Origin of the sequence: Xanthomonas codiaei (assembly GCF_002939785.1) — a bacterium.
Lineage (GTDB): Bacteria > Pseudomonadota > Gammaproteobacteria > Xanthomonadales > Xanthomonadaceae > Xanthomonas > Xanthomonas codiaei.
This window is the reverse complement of the sequence record NZ_MDEC01000030.1, coordinates 42,926-59,652: the sequence shown is the minus strand read 5'-3', so window position 1 is coordinate 59,652 and position 16,727 is coordinate 42,926. Positions and strand designations below refer to the sequence as shown.

Below are 16,727 nucleotides of genomic sequence, written 5' to 3'. Positions count from 1 at the left end.
GTAAAACGTTTCTTCACGTCCAATCTCCGTCGGGTAGGGAATTGGACTCCAAACTGCGGTGCTACTCAAAATCGGGGGGACGTCGAGGTCGCATGAATGGTGTTGCCTGCTCGACGGGCGCAATGCCCGAACCGAGCACGCAGGTGGCGTCAAAGCGCGATACTTGGCTGCGAGGCGGCGCGCAACGGCCAGGCTCAGCCGTCAGGCCAGGGCGTCGTCGGCGTCCAGTGCGGTTGCCGATTGCTGGGCGCGATCGAATCGCTCGCGGGCGGCACGGATGCTGGCGTGGTGTTCGCCGGCCCAGTTCAGCAGTTGCGAGACCGGGCCAAGGAGCGCGACACCGAGCTTGGAGAGCGCGTACTCCACGCTGGGCGGCTTGGTGGCGTAGACCTTGCGGGTGATCATGCCGTTGCGCTCGAGGTTGCGCAGGGTCTGGGTCAGCATCCGCTTGGAGATGTCCGGCACGGCGCGCTGGATGGCGCTGAAGCGGGAGGGGCCGGGGATCAGCGTCAACAGGATCAGCAAGGTCCACTTGTCGCCGATCTGGTCCAGCACATCGCGCACCGGGCACTTGGTGGCGTCGAAGGGACCTTCCAGGGAAGGCGGTGGCGGGAACAGGGCAATCGCATTCACGGGGTATCTCACGGTAACCAGGGGGAGTAAAACTGCCTCCTTGCGAAGGACCGGGCGGTCCTGACAATAGGCTCGCGGACCACAAGGTCTAAATACTAGACCAAACCTCTTCTCTAAACCTATTGGAGCGCACCATGGCACATGCTTCCCCCCTGATCCTTGTCACCGGCGCCAGCGGGCAACTGGGCGCGCTGGTCGTCGACGCGTTGCTAGAGCACGTACCTGCCAACCGCATCGTAGCAACGGCCCGTGATACTGCGTCACTCGCCGGGTTCGCAAAACGCGACATCACGGTGCGTCAGGCCGACTACGCCGACCCGCACAGCCTGGATCAGGCCTTTGCCGGTGTCGGTCGGGTGCTGCTGGTGTCATCCAATGCCGTTGGCGCACGCGTGCCGCAGCATCGCAATGCGATCGAAGCGGCCAAGCGCGCCGGGGTCGAGCTGCTTGCCTACACCAGCATCCTGCATGCCGATACCAGCACGCTGTCGCTGGCCGAAGAACATGTGGCCACCGAAGCCCTGCTGCGCGACAGCGGCGTGCCGCATGTGCTGCTGCGCAATGGCTGGTACACCGAGAACTACACCGGCGCGATTGCGGCCGAGGTGGAACACGGCGGCGCGATGGGTAGCTCCGGCGAGGGCAGGATCAGTGCTGCCGCGCGCGCGGACTATGCGGCGGCAGCGGCCGCAGTGCTGGCGTCGGACGCACCGCAAGCCGGGCAGGTCTATGAACTGGCAGGCGATACCGCCTTCACCATGGCCGAGTACGCAGCAGAGGTGTCGCGGCAGTCGGGCAAGCCGGTGGTCTATCACGACCTTCCTGAGGCCGACTACGCTGCGGCGCTGGTGCAGGTGGGCGTGCCGGCCGGGTTCGCGCAGGTACTGGCGCAGTGCTCGGCGTCGTCGCGCGGCGGTAGCCTGTTCGATGACAGCCATACGCTGAGCCGGCTGATCGGGCGCCCGACCACGCCATTGCGCGAGACGGTGGCGGCGGCGCTGGCGGCTCGGTAAGCACGCTGCAGGTAACCGGCGGCCGGCAGCCTTGGCTGTCGGCCGCCGGGATGAGCGCTGCGCTGCGCGATCGCGCGTGGCCGGTGACTGCAAGCAGACACCGCCCTGCTTGCGGCAGCATCTCTGACTACTGGCCCGCCAGTCCCTGACCTGTAGTCGCCCAGCCGGCGGCGGCCCCCAATCCGCGTGATGACGACGCCGGCCGTCGCTTGAGCGACGCGCCCCGCCCCAGTGGCGCCCTGTGGAGAGCCGGTAGCCGGGTGCGACCGATCGGCGAGGCACGCCGGTGCCAGGAAGCCTTGGGGCTGCCCCTGCCGCTCAGGGATGCAGTACGGACGCTATGCCGGCGCGACCGCCACAGGCTGTGACCTCCCCGCCACGATGGCGGCACTGTTCCCGCACGCTGCCGGTCCAACTGGAGCGGACGGCGCGTGTTGCGCCGGTCGCATAACTGACACCGCACTGACACGCTGGTGACACAAGCGCCCCAAGGGATGCGCCGGGCCTGTCACCAAACTGACATCAAATCTAAATATAACTGCTGTCATTGCCGCGCCGTCAGGGACGACCGGGCATCTGGGTAGAGGGTCCACGCCGTGTCTGCAGCCTGCTGGCGCACCGGCCTGACCGCTCCACCGCCCTCGATTTCCCTTGTACGAGCCGGATCCATGAAAAAACGCAATCTCGCCACCGTCCTGTGCGCTCTCAGCGCGACTGCCAGCGGCAGTACGCTGGCCGCCGAGCTGGAGCTGTACGTCGACCGCAAGACCAAGCAGATCTTCGCCGAGCCGGCGCCGGGCCGCGACAAGCTGGGCAAGTTCGTGCAGGTGGACGAAAACGGCAAGCTGCCGGTGTCGGCAATGCCCGCCGCGCCCGCCCAGCCGCTGCCACCGGCGCCGGGTGCCACAACGCCGGCCGATACCGCCATCGCGCAGACCGCTCCTGCTCCCGCTGCGGCACCGGCGCCCGCACCGGCCAAGTCGGCCGACGCCAGCAAGAAGTGGTACGACAAGCTCAGCCTGCGTGGCTACACCCAGATCCGCTACAACCAGGGCATCGGTGGCGATGCGCAGGACCTGCGCGCACCGGGCGACCGCTTCATCGGCAACGACCAGAGCCTGGGCATCCGGCGTGCGCGCCTGGTGCTGAGCGGCGATCTCAATGAGCACGTGTCGTTGTATTTCCAGCCCGACTTTGCCAGCACGCCCTCCGGCTCGACCACCTCCAATTTCGCGCAGCTGCGCGATGCCTACGCCGACATCTTCTTCGACAAGAAGCGCGAATACCGCGTGCGCGTGGGCCAGTCGAAAATGCCGTACGGCTGGGAAAACCTGCAGTCCAGCCAGAACCGCCTCACCCTGGACCGTGCCGACGCGCTCAACTCCGGCCTGCGCGACGAACGCGATATCGGCGCGGTGTTCTACTACAGCCCCACCGTGGCCAAGGGCCGCTTCCAGGACCTGGTCAAGTCCGGCCTGAAGGGTTCGGGCGACTACGGTGTGATCGGCGCGGGCGTCTACAACGGCCAGGGCGCCAATCGCGCCGAGCGCAACGACAGCATGCATGCGGTGGTGCACGCCACCTACCCGTTCAAGTTCGCCAACGGGCAGTACCTGGAAGTGGGCGCCGACGCCTACAGCGGGCGCTTCGTGCCGACCGCGGCGGCAGTGAACATCGGTGGCCGCAGCTTCACCCCGGCCATCACCGACCCCAACGGCTACACCGACCAGCGCGTGGCCGCGCACGTCATCTACTACCCGCAACCGTTCGGCCTGCAGGCCGAGTGGACGGTGGGCCGCGGCCCGGAGCTGGATGTGGCGCAACGTCGCATCCGCACCCGTTCGCTGAGCGGCGGCTACGTGCAGGCGATGTTCAAGCACGACTTCAACTACGGCACCCTGCTGCCGTATCTGAAATGGCAGACCTACCGCGGCGGCTCCAAGTTCGACACCAACGCGCCGCGCATGCGCCTGGACGAAGTGGAAGCCGGCGTCGAATGGCAGCCGATGGATGCGCTGGAGCTGGTGTTCGCCTACGCGAAGATGAAGCGCACCGATGTCACCACTGCGCCCTATCCGGTGGTGGAAGGCGATCTGCTGCGGCTGCAGCTGCAGGTCAATTACTGAGCCACGTCACGTGGCCTGCGTCGCGCGCGCGCGATGCAAGCATCGGCATGAGGCAACACTGCCGTGCCGATACTGCAAACGCCCCGCTCAGGCGGGGCGTTCGTGTTGTGGCCTGTCATCGTCTCGCTGCGCTGTCGACACTCGCTGCGCGTGGAGTGCATGCATCGCGGTCGATTGCTGCCGCAAAAAGGAACCGTTCCATAACGCACAGCGTGTCAGCTACAGGCGCAAGACGCGTTGTACGGCGCGTCTTGCGTTGCGGTTGTCCTCGCCTGCCAGGTCGTGGCACGTGTGGATGCATCGCCACGCATTTCGATGCCTGCCATCTGGCATCGCAGCGGTACTGTCCATGCCTGAGCTGCATACCGCCACAGGCATGCCATGCTGCCTACCGCCACATCGGCGCCTACGCCGCTTCGCGGTCGAATGCTTCCCGCGCCTGTGCGATGGCATGCTGATTGTCGAGCGTCCAGGCGCATAACAACTGAATCGGCTCCTTCAACCGCAGACCGAGCGGAGTGATGCGGTATTCCACCGCGATCGGCGAACGCACGATCACCGTGCGCGCAATGATGCCGTTGCGCTCCAGCCGACGCAGGCACTGGGTCAACGCCTTCTGCGACACGCCCTCGAGATTGTGCTTGATGGCGTTGAAGCGCAGCGGCATCACCAGCAGGCAGGCCAGCACCATCACCGACCATTTGTCCGCAAGTTGCTCCAAGGTTTCACGGCCCGGGCAGTCGAATTTGAAGGCGGGTTGCATTGCTGTATTCATTGCAAGTGTCTCGTGGGATACCTAGTGGACAACTGGTATCTGATTGACATCAGGTTTACAGAAATACCGTGTGATGCGTCCCTCGACGATCGGCTGCACAGCCTTGCGCCCGGGACAGCATCGCCTGCCGATACACGATTGCGGCAGGCGGCTCCGGCCACCCGGCCTCCTGACACAGCGAGCATGCATCATGAAGGCAGTACGGTTTCACCAGCACGGCGACGCCAATGTGCTGGTCTATGAAGAGGTTGCGCAGCCGCAGCCCGGCAAGGGCGAAGTGCTGATCAAGATCGAAGCGGTCGGCCTGAACTTTGCCGACGTCATGCGCCGGCGCGGCGATTACATCGAGTCGTCTCCACTGCCGTACACCCCCGGGATCGAGGTGGCCGGTACGATCGACGCCCTCGGCGAGGGCGTCACCGGGCTGGAAGTCGGCATGGCGGTGCTGGCCACGCCGGGCGTAGGCGGCTATGCGCAGTACATCGCCTTTCCCGCTGCGCTGGTGATGCCGTTGCCGCCGGGCGTCAGCGCGATACAGGCCGCCGCCGTGGTCGCGCACGGGCTCACTGCAGGCGTTGCGCTGCGGCAAGCCGCGCGGCTTGCGTCGGGCGAGACGGTGTTGATCGAAGCGGCGGCCGGCGGTGTGGGCTCGTTCGCGGTGCAACTCGCAAAGCTCTACGGCGCCGGTAAGGTGATTGCCGCCGCCAGCACCCCGGAAAAGCGCGCACTCGCCGAGCGCCTGGGCGCCGATGCGTCGGTGGACTACACGGCGCCAGACTGGGCCGACCAGGTGCTGGCACTCACGGAGGGCCGCGGCGTGGATGTCGTCCTGGAAAGCGCCGGTGGCGATAGCGTGACCGAAGCGCTGCGCGCGCTGGCTCCCTTCGGCCGCATGGTGTTCCTGGGTCAGTCCAGCGGTGAGAACACCTTGCTGGACCCCTGGCAACTCACGTTGAAGAACCACACCGTCACCAGCTTCTATATCGGCGGCTACATGGCGCTTCCACAGCTGATGCAATCCACGCTGGGCGAGATCATGGGGTTCATCATGGCTGGCAAACTCGCGCTGCAGATCGGCACCGCATTGCCGTTGTCGCAGGCCGTCCAAGCACATCGCCTGCTGGAAAGCCGTCAGACCACGGGCAAGGTGGTGCTGCAACCCTGGGCGGAATAAGGGCAGCTAGCAAACCTACTGCGCGGCCGCCGGGCGGGCGCGGTCGGTGCTCGGTGCGGCATGTACCACTCGTACACTGCGGTTCCTCCGCGCCGTCCGCACCCACCTGACGACCGCTCGCTACGTTTTGTTAGCCGCTCTAAACCCCCGCTGACAGAACGACCGCGCCGGCCATCGGCTGCGGTCTTTGCCGGCAGTCGCCACGCAACAGGGCTGCATGGCGAAGCTGCCGCTGAGCTTCGACCTCATTGCAAGACTGGACGCAACTTGGGCATGGGCGACGGCACCGTAGCACGGTTGCTTGTACGACATGACGCCCGCAGCAACCGTCAGATGGGGGTTGCTGCGCATGTTGCGTATTGCGTCTGGCACGCGTCATCCGTACTGCACTGCGCGAAGGGCGACAAGCTGTACTGGAGTGTTGCGCGGCTGACGTGCTATCCGAAAGCAACCCGGCGTCGCTGCGTGTGCATCGGCAGCTGTTGCCCAAGCAGACCGCTGAGGTGACGGCCTTTGGCGCGCATTGCTGCAGAAGTGGCTCGCCTGGCGACCAGGGCGCAACACGCAGGCACGACGCGCGTGCAGCGAAGACGCACACGGCGTGGATGAATGCCTACGCCGTCATCGATGTCCATGTCCATGTCGTCATGTTTGCCGACACACTTCCAAAACCTGTCTCCGATGCCGCACCGCAAGGCCCCGCCACTACGCCAAGGTGACCACGACCTTGCCCTTGGCGCGGCCGGTATCCACGTGCGCAAGCGCTTCTTGCGCGCGCGCAAGTGGATACACCGAGTCGATCACTGGACGAAGCGCACCGCTGTCGAGCAATGCCGCCAACGTGCGCAGCTGCGCGCCATTGCCGCGCATGAACAGGAAGGTGTAGGACACCTGCCGCTTTCTGGCCTGCGCACGCACCTGACGGCTGAGCAGACGCATCGCCAGCCTGAGCGGAAACGCCAGCCCGAGCTGCTGCGCAAAGGCCGGCGTCGGCGGGCCGGACAGCGATATCAACGCACCGCCGGGCTTGAGCACCTGCAGCGAGGTGAGTAGCGTCGGGGTATCCAGGCTGTGCAGCACGACATCGTAGTCGCGCAACAGCGTCTGGAACTCCTGCTGCTTGTAGTCGATCACCAGATCGGCGCCCAGCGACCTGACCAACTCCACATTGGCAGTGCTGGTGGTAGCGGCTACATACGCTCCCAGATGCTTGGCCAGCTGGATCGCGATGGTGCCCACCCCACCGGAGCCGGCATGGATCAACACCTTCTGCCCGGGCTTGAGCGCAGCGGTCTCCACCAGCGTCTGCCAGGCGGTCAGACCGACCAGCGGAAACGATGCGGCTTCTTCCATGCTCAGGCTGGCGGGTTTGGGCGCCACCACCGCCGCATCGATCGCCACATACTCGGCCAGAGTGCCGATGCGGCCCGGCTCGATCTTGGCGAACACCGCATCGCCAACCGCGATGTCGCGCACTGCGGTGCCGACCTGCGTCACCACGCCGGCCACATCGTTACCCAGCACGAACGGAGTCTTGAACGGCAGCAGCAGTTTGAATTCGCCATCGCGCACCTTGGCGTCCAGCGGATTCAGGCTGGCGGCGCTGACCTTGATCAATACATCGTTGGGGCGCAGCTGCGGCATCGGCATGTCGCCGATCCGCAGCGGGCCATGTTTCTTGTACTGGTCGACCATGACGGCTTTCATGCGTGTCCCCGCCGGGCGCGTGCCCCTGGCTTGGCATCGGTGCGATCGGTCCTGTGCATCACGCGCGTGCTCCGGCAGCAGCCGAGCCGCTGCCGCGAGCTGGCGATGCGACCTGATCCAGCTTGAGTTCCTTGCGCAGCGCATTGCCGAGCATGCGATTGGGCAACAGGCGACGCAGCAGGCTCATCTGCCTGGCCACCTTGCCGGCGGTGTAGCGCACCTTCGGTCGTGGGTCCTGCGCTGCCTTCAGTACGACCTCGGCTACGACGCTCGGTGCATCGGCCTTCTGCATCACGTCAGCCACGTGTGCGGCCAGATGCGCGCGCATGTCACGGTAGATCTCCAACGGTGCATCCGGCTGCAGCGAATTGGCGTCGAATGGCGTCCTGGTGTACGCCGGCTCGATCACCGAGACCCGGATGCCCCAATCGCGCAGTTCGTGATCCAGCGATTCGCTATACCCCTCGATCGCATGCTTGCTGGCCACATACAGCGCCGTATACGGAATCGGCACCAGCCCCAGCACCGACCCGATGTTGAGGATGCGTCCACCGCCTTGCTTGCGCATCTGGCCGATCACCGCATTGGTCATGCGCACGGTGCCGAAGAAATTGGTGTCGAACACCGACTGTGCCTGCGCGATGGAGCTTTCTTCTGCCGCGGCGGGCGCGACGCTGAAGCCGGCATTGTTGACCAACAGGTCCAGGCGGCCCTGCTTGCGCAGCACGGCGTCGATGGCGAGGGCCACCGACTCGTCGTTGGTGACGTCTAGCGACAGCATCTGCACGCCGGGCGTGCTCGAGCGGCCACCACGGCGGCTGGTGCCATAGACGGTGTAGCCGGCCTTGGCCAGGTGGGCGGCGGTGGCTTCGCCGATGCCGGAGGAGGCTCCGGTCACGAGTGCGATCTTGCTGTTCATAGGTGCCTCTTTCTCGGGGTGAGGGGCTGCGGCAAGCCAGTGAGTGCTGCCGTCGCACGCGGTGATGGTGAGAAGCCGCGGACGCGGCGGACTGCGATCTGCACATCAAAATATTACGAACATCATATTTTTGGGCAGCACTCGATCCGGGCATTTTGCTCAGGCTGCGCCGAAGTGTTCGAGTGCCACCTTGCGCATCGCAGCCGACAGGGCGGGGTCGTCCACGGCGCGCGCCAGCATCAAGGTGCCCGCCATGGCGCAAACCGTCACCAGTGCACGCGCATGCGCTTGTGGCGTTCCCCAGTCCGGCGACTGGCGGGCGGCCAGGTCGATCATTTCCTTGATGCGACGCGTTGCCGCCTGGCGCACTTCCGGTGCCTGACGCGGCATCTCCGAACCCAGCGCAGCGATCGGACAGCCGGATTCGACGTTGTTGACGTGCTCATCGGACAGATACGCCCGCATCAACGCCCGCGCCGCCTGCTCCGGCGGGACTGCAGCCACGATCTGCGCAGAGTTGGCAACCGTCTGCGCGCCCGCGTGGTCGGCAGCCTCGGCCAACAATGCATCGCGCGATGCGAAGTGCGCATAGAAGCCGCCGTGGGTCAGCCCGGCCTCTTTCATGATGTCGGCCACGCCGGTGCCATCGTAGCCGGTGCGCCGGATCGCACGTGCAGCGACTTCGACGATGCGTGCATGGCTGTCAGCCTTGCGGCCTGACAATGTGCGGGAGCGTGGTGAGGTCTTTTTCATGATGGTCATCATACATGGGCGCTGCAGCGATGGAAGCCGTATCGCCTGCTGTCCGACGAGCGGTAAGCGCATAGGGCGGGGTCCCGCCTGCTTTCGTGGCCCAGCGGCGCCGCTGCTCGCCGCCTGCCACTGGCGCATCCTCAAACGTACCGCAACCGGGGGGCCTCACCGGGCTGAGCGCCACATGGAATGCGCCGCCCAGCCTTTCTTCAGGCCCCTGGTCTACGCAGGCACAGGCGCGTTATTGCGCCGACAGCTCCGCGCGAATGATGTTTGCGCCTGCACTGAGCGCCTTGAGCTTGCCGCGTGCGACGTCACGCGCAAGCGGTGCCATGCCGCAATTGGTGGACGGGTAGAGCTTGTCGGCATCGACAAACCGCAGTGCCTTGCGCAGCGTGTCTGCCACCTCTTGCGGGGTTTCGATCGTGGAGCTTGCCACGTCGATGGCGCCGACCATCACCTTCTTGCCGCGGACCAGTTCGATCAGATCGATCGGCACGTGCGAGTTGTGGCACTCCAGCGAGATGATGTCGATGCTGGAGGTCTGCAGCTTGGGGAACGACTCTTCGTACTGGCGCCACTCCGACCCCAGGGTCTGCTTCCAGTCGGTGTTGGCCTTGATGCCGTAGCCATAGCAGATATGGACGGCAGTCTCGCATTTGAGTCCCTCCACCGCGCGTTCCAGCGTTGCAACGCCCCAGTCGTTGACCTCGTCGAAGAAGACGTTGAAGGCCGGCTCGTCGAACTGGATGATGTCCACGCCGGCGGCTTCGAGTTCCCTGGCTTCCTGATTGAGGATCTTGGCAAATTCCCAGGCCAGCTTTTCGCGGCTCTTGTAGTGCGCGTCAAACAGCGTATCGATCATGGTCATGGGACCGGGCAGCGCCCACTTGATGGGCTGGCCGGTCTGTTCACGCAGGAATCTGGCATCGTCCACGAACACCGATTTGGGGCGGCTGACTGCACCGACGACGGTCGGCACGCTGGCATCGTAGCGATTGCGGATCCTGACCGTCTGGCGCTTTTGAAAATCGACACCGCTGAGATGTTCGATGAAGGTGGTGACGAAATGCTGGCGGGTCTGCTCGCCGTCGCTGACGATATCGATACCGGCGTGCTGCTGTTCCTGCAGCGACAGGCGCAAGGCGTCCTGCTTTCCTTCCACCAGTGCCTCGTCCTGCAGTTTCCAGGGCGACCACAGTGTTTCCGGTTGCGCGAGCCAGGACGGCTTGGGCAGGCTGCCGGCGGTTGAGGTGGGGAGCAGCTTTTTCATGATGGGTGATGTCTTGCCTTGGGGGGTGATCAGGACGCGTGGCGGGATGCCCATTGCGCAAGCAGGTTGCCGTAGGGCTGGATGAAGTGCTCCTGGGTGAACCTGCCCTGCGTGACGGCCAGCCGGCTGCGCTCTTCGCGGTCGTAGACGATCTGGGTGGACGAATAATCCTGGTGCTTCAGGCTTGGCTGATAGCTCGCCCCCGCCGCGGAATTGGCGTTGTAGATTTCTGGCCGGTAGATCTTCTGGAAGGTCTCCATCGTGCTGATGGTGCCGATCAACTCCAGGTTGGTGTAGTCACCGAGCAAATCGCCGAAGAAGTAGAACGCCAGCGGGGCAACGCTGTTGGGCGGCATGAAATAGCGCACCGTCAGGCCCATCTTTTCGAAATACTGATCGGTCAACGAAAACGCATCCTGCCTGTATTCGATTCCCAGGATGGGGTGCCGGTTCCCGGTGCGGTGATAGGTTCTGCTGGTGGAGACGCTGATGCAGATGACCGGCGGCTTGTCGAAGCGCGCGGTGTACGCATCCGAGTGCACGAAATGCTTGAACAGGGTGCCGTGCAGGCTGCCGAAGTCCTCGGGGATGTTGAAACCGGAGCTGTCCTGGTTATGCGCTGGCAGCAGCACGCTGAAATCGTAGTCGCGCACGTAGGACGAAAAATTGTTCCCCGCAATGCCGTCGATGCGCGCACCGGTGTGTCGATCGACGATGGTGGGCTTCAATATCTCGATCAACGGAAAGGCATCGCCCGCGTCACGGCCGCCGATGTGCATCTCGGCGGAGACGATGTCGAGTTCGACACCGTAGCGGTCACGCGCGGGGTTGTCCCAATGCGCCAGGTCGTTGAAGCGGTTGTTGATCATCGCCAGCGTGTTGCGCAGATTCTCCTGGCGGCGCTGGCCTCTGGCCAGGTTGGCGAAGTTGGTGGTGTTGCGCGTCGTGGCCGAGGGTTGGTAGTCCTCGTCAAACTTGAGGCTCTTGATGGTGAAGGTGAAGTCCTGAGTCATTGCAACTGACGCCTGGTTTCGTTGAATGAGACGCGCGCCCTGCGGCGCAGCGGGTGTTGTCGGCTGTGCACGCGCCTGGCATCTGGATCGGCCGGCATGCCCCAACCAATCCGGTCGCGGCGGGCACAGGTGGCCCGCACGCAGCCATGAAGCGGAGGGCGCTCAGGCCGCGGCGACCGCGGTGGCGGCGCTGGCGCGTGCCTGCCGCGTCAACGCGATCAGCGGCAGTGCCCGTTGCACCGCCAGCCTGGCCCGCTCGGCCAGTGCGTCGTTGTGCACGCGGTAGTCCAGGAAATCCCGGTCGGTGGCGTAGACGCCCAGCGGCAACGTACGTGCCTGGAAAAAACTGAAAAGCGGCCGCAGTTGATGGTCGATCACCAACGCATGACGTTCGCTGCCGCCGGTGGCCGCCAGCAAGACCGGGACGTCGACCAGGGCATCCTGGTGGACGAAGTCGAAGAAATGCTTGAACAGCCCGGTGAACGAACCGCGATACACCGGCGTTGCCACCACCAGCACGTCGGCCTGCTCCACGGCGGCAAGTGCCTGCTCCACCGTGTCATGCAGCTGCGAGCGCCACAGCGCACCGGCAAAGTGCGGCGCCAACGCCCCGAGTTCGACCAGCTGTGGCTCGCACGCCATCTCGTCGCCGATCAGGGCCATCAGGTGCTGTGCCAACGCGGCAGCCTTGGAAGGGCGTTGCAATCCGCCGGAAACGGCGACGACGCGGAGCGGGTGTGGCGGGTTTGCAGTCATGCGCGGAGACCTGAGCGGTGGGGAAGCGTATCGCCGCCGGAGATGCAGGCCGGCCCCAGAGGATCCTGGCGCAGGCGTGTTCACACACGGACCAACGACGACGCACTCGATGCTAGGGGTCGCATCCAATGAAGTAAAATGGTGTTATTTCACCAATCCATGAATTCGGATCATCTGAATGCTTGAGCGCATCCACCTCACCATCGTCCAACAGGTCGAGCAGCAAGGCTCGCTGACGGCCGCTGCAGGCGTGTTGAACCTCACCCAGTCCGCGCTGAGCCACAGCATGAAGAAGCTGGAGCAGCAGCTGGGCACCGACGTGTGGCTGCGCGAGGGGCGCGCCCTGCGGCTGACCCAGGCCGGGCAATATCTGCTTGCGGTGGCGAACCGGGTGCTGCCGCAACTGGATCTGGCCGAAGAACGCCTGCGGCAGTTTGCGCAGGGCGAGCGCGGCGCGCTGCGCATCGGCATGGAATGCCATCCGTGCTACCAATGGCTGCTCAAGCTGGTGTCGCCGTATCTGGCCACGTGGCCGGATGTGGATGTGGACGTGAAGCAGAAGTTCCAGTTCGGCGGCATTGGCGCGTTGTTCGGCTACGAGATCGATCTGCTGGTCACGCCCGACCCGCTGTTCAAGCCCGGGCTGCGGTTCGAGCCGGTGTTCGACTATGAGCAGGTGCTGGTCGTGGCCAAGGGCCATGCGCTGGCATCGGCCGCCTACGTCAAGCCGCAGCAGCTGACCCGCGAGGTACTCATCAGCTATCCGGTGGACCTGGAGCGCCTGGATATCTACAGCCAGTTCCTGCTGCCGGCCGGTGTCACGCCCCGCCGCCACAAGGCGATCGAAACCACCGACATCATGATGCAGATGGTGGCCAGCGGCCGCGGCGTGGCCGCCATGCCGCGCTGGCTGGTCGAGGAATATGCGGCGAGGATGGACGTGGTGCCGGTCCGGCTGGGTGCGCGCGGCATCCCCAAGCAGATCTTCCTGGGCGCGCGCGAGGCCGATCTGGGCATCGACTATGTGCGGGCCTTCATCGAACTGGCACGCCAGCCAGCAAACGCCTCCGCCCGTCCGCCGGGAGCCAACTGATGGGTGCTATCGCCCGGTGTGCGCCGTATCTCCTGCCTCGCCGCCACGCCGCCATGGGCTGCATGACTGTTGCGCCGCGCTCTGGCGCAGCGATGACAAGGCCGCTATCCGGCGACGTTCAATCCGCGTGCGCGTGCCGGAGCCTGCCGCTCTTCGAAGAACGGCACAACCGTTGATGCATCCAGACATCTCCAGACCTGCAAGCGCACGCATCGACGCCTATTCGTTGGAAGTGGGCGCGAACGACATCGACGCATTGGCCGCAGTGGCAGCGCGGATCATGCCCGGCTCCCTCATCGCCATCCCGTCCCTGCCCGGCCAGGACAACGCGACGCGCCTGGCGGCCGCACGCAGGATACGCGCGCTTGGCTTTGCGCCCATGCCGCACCTGGTGGCGCGGCGCATCGCCTCGCTAGAGGACTTGCGCGCCGTCGTCGGGCGCGCCGTCGATGACGCCGGCGTCGAGCGCTGCCTGGTGATCGCGGGTGATCCGTCGACCTCGATCGGGCCGTTCCAAGACAGCCTGTCGCTGATTGCGACAGGCGTCTTCGAGCGCGCAGGAATCAAGTGCATCGGCGTGGCCGGACACCCGGAAGGCCACCCTGCCCTGCCTGCAAGCGCTCAATGGGATGTCCTGGAACGCAAGTGTCGCAACATCGCCGAGCGCGGCATGGCGCCGCTGATCGTTACCCAATTCGCGTTCGATGCCGATCGTGTGTTGAGGTGGTTGGAGGCGCTGCGCGCGCGTGGCATCGACCATCCGGTGCGTGTGGGCGTGCCTGGTCCTGCCGGCGTTGCGGTACTCGCCCGCTATGCCGCCAGGTGCGGTGTTGGCGCAAGCGCGGCAATGCTCTCCGGCTACGGCGCCTCGATCGGCAAGCTGCTTGGAACGGCAGGGCCGGACCGCTTTGTCGATCGCCTTGCCGCCGGCCTCAGCAACGCGCATGGCGATGTCCGCCTGCACCTGTTTCCGTTCGGCGGGATCGCGCGCTCCATCGGGTGGGTGGAGCAGTACCGCTCCCGGAGCAGGCTCACACACCCCATCGACCAGTAGACGCATCGGCCAGATGGCGCGCGTCCAATAGAGCCGCCGAACGCACGCGGGACGCTGTGCTCGACGTCAATCCCGCGCAGCCGTTCGATACGCGGTGATAAAGCGCAATTTCAGGCATGTCCGCGACTCGTATCACAGTCTGTACTATTCATTACTGACGTTTCTTGCTGCATGCGTTGGGTGTTGCAGCGCACAGCAGGCTTGTCATACGAGCGATGTATAACCTTTGGTGAATCGCGGCGAGGGGGCGCCGCATCCGATGCCGTTGCTGTGCGCGATGGCATCGCATCCGCAACGTCCAAGGAGAGATGTCGCCATGCCCAAGCCCTCGTTGTTGTCCGTGATGTGCGCCCTGTCGCTGGTGTCGATGCCGCTGGCGGCGGCCGAGTTGCAACCCAAACAACTGGCCGGCCCGCCCGAGGAATTCGCGCAGATGCGCGCGCCCGATCCGGCCGAGTCGGCGATCCTGTCCAAGAGCGCCTTGTTGCCGGTGGAACTGACGCCAGCCGGTAAGGCCGCGCGTTGGCAGGGCACGCTGCCGGTGGAAAATGGCAAGCTGCGCTTCATGGTGCTGGCCGGCGATCAGGCATGGGACGCCGCCGTGGCGGCACCACGCGTTGCCGGGGTACACGCCACCGCCGCGCCGCAGGTGCAGGCACAACGCACCGTGCTGGGCACGGCAGACAACGGCACCGCCGGCATGCGCTACGCGGTGGACGCCGCACAGAACGGCAACTGGTCGTTGACGCTGCAATCGGCCTCGCCGCTGACGCAGCGCGGCTATGTGCTGATGGAAGGCGATGCCCGTACGCAACTGGCCTCGTATCCGCGCGACCGCCAGCACCTGGTAGGCAAATCGCTGACGCTCAATGCGATGCTCAGCGGCAGCGATGCACGCGGTGCGACCTTGCTTGCCAGTCAAGCCGGGCAGATCGATACCGCCAGCCTGCGGGTGATCGATCCGCAAGGCGCAGTGCGCGTGCTGCCGATGGCCGACGACGGGGCGCACAACGATGGCGCGGCCGGCGATGGCGTGTATGGCGGCAACTTCCAGCCGGGCCGCGAGGGCACCTGGATTGCGCAGGTCATCGTGCGCGGCCGCGATCAGGCGGGGCAACCCTTCGTGCGAACCAGCGAACATGTGATGCCCGTGCTGGATACCTCCCTGCGCCTGATGGGCAATGCGCTCAGCGCACGCGCGGCCGATGGCACCCGGCTCACGCTTGCACTGCCGGTGGCTGCGCGCGGAAAGGCACCGTCGCACTATCGTGTGTTCGGCCAGGTCTGGGGCACCGATGCCAAGGGCCGCGACGTGCCGGTGGCGTGGATCGGCGGCATGCTGGCACCGCAGCAGGGACAGCTGCCGCTGAGTCTGGACGAGCGTTGGATTGCACGTGCCGGCGCACGCGCGCCGTTCTCGCTGCGTGGGCTGCGTATCGAAGACCCCGATTACTACATCCCGTTGGCGCAGGCCGACAGCTTGCCGCTGCAAGTGCCTGCGTTGCGGCGCGCCAGCATCGCGCGCGCCACCGGCGCCATCGACGAAAGCATGCGCATGGGGCCACGCCCATCGACGCTGGCCGCTGCGATGGCACAGCCGCAGGCGGCCGGCTCGCAACTGGTGCTGGTGCACGGCTATTGCTCCAACGGCGTGTGGCCGCAGGCGCAGTTCACCAACGCCTCCACCTTCCTGGACGCCAAGCAGAACCGCAGCAACGACCAGTTCGCACAGCGCATCGCGCAGTTCGCCAGCCAGTGGTCGTCGTTTTCCACCGTGGCGCACAGCCAGGGCGGCATGGCCGCGCTCCACCTGTACACCTACTACTGGAGCGGCCTGGATAACGCCAGCGGCGGGCGCGTGATGCAGTCGGTGGGCACGCCGTATCAGGGCACCAACCTGTCCGGCATTCTCGCCGCGGTGGGTTCGTGGTTCGGCGTTGGCTGCGGCAGCAATACCGACCTCACCTACGACGGCGCCAAGGCCTGGCTGGCCGGCATTCCCGCCGACGCACGCGCCAAGGTCAACTACTACACCACCTCGTTCGCCAAGACCAATTGGTACACCAATGACTACTGCAATGCCGCCTCGGACCTGGTGTTGAACGACCCGGAAGACGGCACCGTGGAGCAGGCCAACGCGCAGCTGCCCGGCGGCGTCAATCGCGGCCACACCACCGGCCAGTGCCACACCACCGGCATGCGCGACCCGGCGCAGTATCTGGACGCCAACCGCAACGCAGTGATGAATTCCAACGCGGCGAGGTGATGCAGACGTAAGCGGCAAGTGCCATGGCCGGCCCGAAAGAGCCGGCCATTTCCTTGACTGGAATTGCAGTCATCGATCAATGGACATGCCACGTAAATTAAATCATTCTCGACGCGGGTACCCATTGACGACCTCAAATTCAGTGGACGTCGCGCTCCGTGCCCGCCTCACG

At 65.3% G+C, this 16,727-nt stretch carries 14 protein-coding genes and 1 other RNA gene; 7 read left to right on the top strand and 8 right to left on the bottom strand.

Annotated features, from left to right (window positions below; genetic code table 11):
• Positions 1 to 201: 201 nt before the first annotated feature.
• The gene (locus tag XcodCFBP4690_RS18135) at positions 202 to 633 is read right to left on the bottom strand and encodes a winged helix-turn-helix transcriptional regulator (RefSeq protein WP_104543120.1); all 432 of its coding nucleotides are present in this window, start codon (positions 631 to 633) and stop codon (positions 202 to 204) included.
• 134 nt (positions 634 to 767) lie between these two features.
• Between XcodCFBP4690_RS18135 and XcodCFBP4690_RS18130 the strand changes: the two genes are divergently transcribed.
• Together XcodCFBP4690_RS18130 and XcodCFBP4690_RS18125 are read left to right on the top strand one after the other, a co-directional pair.
• Positions 768 to 1,646, top strand: coding sequence for an SDR family oxidoreductase (locus XcodCFBP4690_RS18130; protein WP_104543118.1), 879 nt, complete (start codon positions 768 to 770; stop codon positions 1,644 to 1,646).
• A gap of 668 nt (positions 1,647 to 2,314) precedes the next feature.
• Positions 2,315 to 3,772: an OprO/OprP family phosphate-selective porin gene (locus XcodCFBP4690_RS18125; RefSeq protein WP_104543116.1), complete on the top strand. Its 1,458-nt coding sequence runs from the start codon at positions 2,315 to 2,317 to the stop codon at positions 3,770 to 3,772.
• A 406-nt stretch (positions 3,773 to 4,178) separates the two neighbouring features.
• On the opposite strand, the gene XcodCFBP4690_RS18120 is transcribed toward XcodCFBP4690_RS18125, so the two are convergent.
• Positions 4,179 to 4,547 (bottom strand): winged helix-turn-helix transcriptional regulator, encoded by a 369-nt coding sequence (locus XcodCFBP4690_RS18120; protein WP_104543114.1) that lies wholly within the window; start codon positions 4,545 to 4,547, stop codon positions 4,179 to 4,181.
• Positions 4,548 to 4,737: 190 nt separating this feature from the next.
• On the opposite strand from XcodCFBP4690_RS18120, the gene XcodCFBP4690_RS18115 reads away from it, so the two are divergent.
• Together XcodCFBP4690_RS18115 and XcodCFBP4690_RS18110 are read left to right on the top strand one after the other, a co-directional pair.
• Positions 4,738 to 5,721 carry a quinone oxidoreductase family protein gene (locus XcodCFBP4690_RS18115; RefSeq protein WP_104543112.1) on the top strand — a complete coding sequence of 328 codons (984 nt, stop codon included), beginning with the start codon at positions 4,738 to 4,740 and terminating at the stop codon, positions 5,719 to 5,721.
• Between the two features lie 60 nt (positions 5,722 to 5,781).
• Positions 5,782 to 5,857, top strand: a non-coding RNA gene (locus XcodCFBP4690_RS18110) — sX9 sRNA.
• Positions 5,858 to 6,426: 569 nt separating this feature from the next.
• Here XcodCFBP4690_RS18110 and XcodCFBP4690_RS18105 read toward each other — a convergent pair.
• From XcodCFBP4690_RS18105 to msuE, 6 genes are all read right to left on the bottom strand, one after another.
• Entirely contained in the window at positions 6,427 to 7,428 is a 1,002-nt protein-coding gene (locus XcodCFBP4690_RS18105) for an NADP-dependent oxidoreductase (protein ID WP_104543110.1), read from the bottom strand.
• A 58-nt stretch (positions 7,429 to 7,486) separates the two neighbouring features.
• The gene (locus tag XcodCFBP4690_RS18100; RefSeq protein WP_104543108.1) at positions 7,487 to 8,347 is read right to left on the bottom strand and encodes an oxidoreductase; all 861 of its coding nucleotides are present in this window, start codon (positions 8,345 to 8,347) and stop codon (positions 7,487 to 7,489) included.
• 159 nt (positions 8,348 to 8,506) lie between these two features.
• A complete protein-coding gene (locus XcodCFBP4690_RS18095; RefSeq protein ID WP_244183700.1) occupies positions 8,507 to 9,238 on the bottom strand; it encodes a TetR/AcrR family transcriptional regulator in 732 nt (243 codons plus the stop codon).
• A gap of 103 nt (positions 9,239 to 9,341) precedes the next feature.
• Positions 9,342 to 10,373 carry a methionine synthase gene (locus XcodCFBP4690_RS18090; RefSeq protein ID WP_104543135.1) on the bottom strand — a complete coding sequence of 344 codons (1,032 nt, stop codon included), beginning with the start codon at positions 10,371 to 10,373 and terminating at the stop codon, positions 9,342 to 9,344.
• Positions 10,374 to 10,402: 29 nt separating this feature from the next.
• On the bottom strand, positions 10,403 to 11,386 hold the full coding sequence (locus XcodCFBP4690_RS18085) for a DUF1852 domain-containing protein (protein WP_104543104.1): 984 nt from the start codon (positions 11,384 to 11,386) through the stop codon (positions 10,403 to 10,405).
• Between the two features lie 162 nt (positions 11,387 to 11,548).
• The gene (msuE, locus tag XcodCFBP4690_RS18080; protein WP_104543102.1) at positions 11,549 to 12,142 is read right to left on the bottom strand and encodes an FMN reductase; all 594 of its coding nucleotides are present in this window, start codon (positions 12,140 to 12,142) and stop codon (positions 11,549 to 11,551) included.
• 178 nt (positions 12,143 to 12,320) lie between these two features.
• On the opposite strand from msuE, the gene XcodCFBP4690_RS18075 reads away from it, so the two are divergent.
• The 3 genes from XcodCFBP4690_RS18075 to XcodCFBP4690_RS18065 all read left to right on the top strand — a co-directional run bounded on the left by XcodCFBP4690_RS18075 (position 12,321) and on the right by XcodCFBP4690_RS18065 (position 16,555).
• Positions 12,321 to 13,235 carry a LysR family transcriptional regulator gene (locus tag XcodCFBP4690_RS18075; protein WP_104543100.1) on the top strand — a complete coding sequence of 305 codons (915 nt, stop codon included), beginning with the start codon at positions 12,321 to 12,323 and terminating at the stop codon, positions 13,233 to 13,235.
• Between the two features lie 172 nt (positions 13,236 to 13,407).
• On the top strand, positions 13,408 to 14,289 hold the full coding sequence (locus XcodCFBP4690_RS18070; protein ID WP_410049738.1) for a methylenetetrahydrofolate reductase: 882 nt from the start codon (positions 13,408 to 13,410) through the stop codon (positions 14,287 to 14,289).
• Positions 14,290 to 14,605: 316 nt separating this feature from the next.
• Positions 14,606 to 16,555, top strand: coding sequence for a choice-of-anchor X domain-containing protein (locus tag XcodCFBP4690_RS18065; protein WP_146091955.1), 1,950 nt, complete (start codon positions 14,606 to 14,608; stop codon positions 16,553 to 16,555).
• Positions 16,556 to 16,727: the final 172 nt, after the last annotated feature.

Bases quoted from the DNA above. Each gene is read 5' to 3' on its own strand.
- XcodCFBP4690_RS18115 (WP_104543112.1), top strand. From the start codon at position 4,738: ATGAAGGCAGTACGGTTTCACCAGCACGGCGACGCCAATGTGCTGGTC.
- XcodCFBP4690_RS18130 (WP_104543118.1), top strand. From the start codon at position 768: ATGGCACATGCTTCCCCCCTGATCCTTGTCACCGGCGCCAGCGGGCAA.
- XcodCFBP4690_RS18090 (WP_104543135.1), bottom strand. From the start codon at position 10,373: ATGAAAAAGCTGCTCCCCACCTCAACCGCCGGCAGCCTGCCCAAGCCG.
- XcodCFBP4690_RS18100 (WP_104543108.1), bottom strand. From the start codon at position 8,347: ATGAACAGCAAGATCGCACTCGTGACCGGAGCCTCCTCCGGCATCGGC.
- XcodCFBP4690_RS18065 (WP_146091955.1), top strand. From the start codon at position 14,606: ATGCCCAAGCCCTCGTTGTTGTCCGTGATGTGCGCCCTGTCGCTGGTG.
- XcodCFBP4690_RS18125 (WP_104543116.1), top strand. From the start codon at position 2,315: ATGAAAAAACGCAATCTCGCCACCGTCCTGTGCGCTCTCAGCGCGACT.
- XcodCFBP4690_RS18095 (WP_244183700.1), bottom strand. From the start codon at position 9,238: ATGCGCCAGTGGCAGGCGGCGAGCAGCGGCGCCGCTGGGCCACGAAAG.
- XcodCFBP4690_RS18085 (WP_104543104.1), bottom strand. From the start codon at position 11,386: ATGACTCAGGACTTCACCTTCACCATCAAGAGCCTCAAGTTTGACGAG.
- msuE (WP_104543102.1), bottom strand. From the start codon at position 12,142: ATGACTGCAAACCCGCCACACCCGCTCCGCGTCGTCGCCGTTTCCGGC.
- XcodCFBP4690_RS18075 (WP_104543100.1), top strand. From the start codon at position 12,321: ATGCTTGAGCGCATCCACCTCACCATCGTCCAACAGGTCGAGCAGCAA.
- XcodCFBP4690_RS18105 (WP_104543110.1), bottom strand. From the start codon at position 7,428: ATGAAAGCCGTCATGGTCGACCAGTACAAGAAACATGGCCCGCTGCGG.
- XcodCFBP4690_RS18120 (WP_104543114.1), bottom strand. From the start codon at position 4,547: ATGAATACAGCAATGCAACCCGCCTTCAAATTCGACTGCCCGGGCCGT.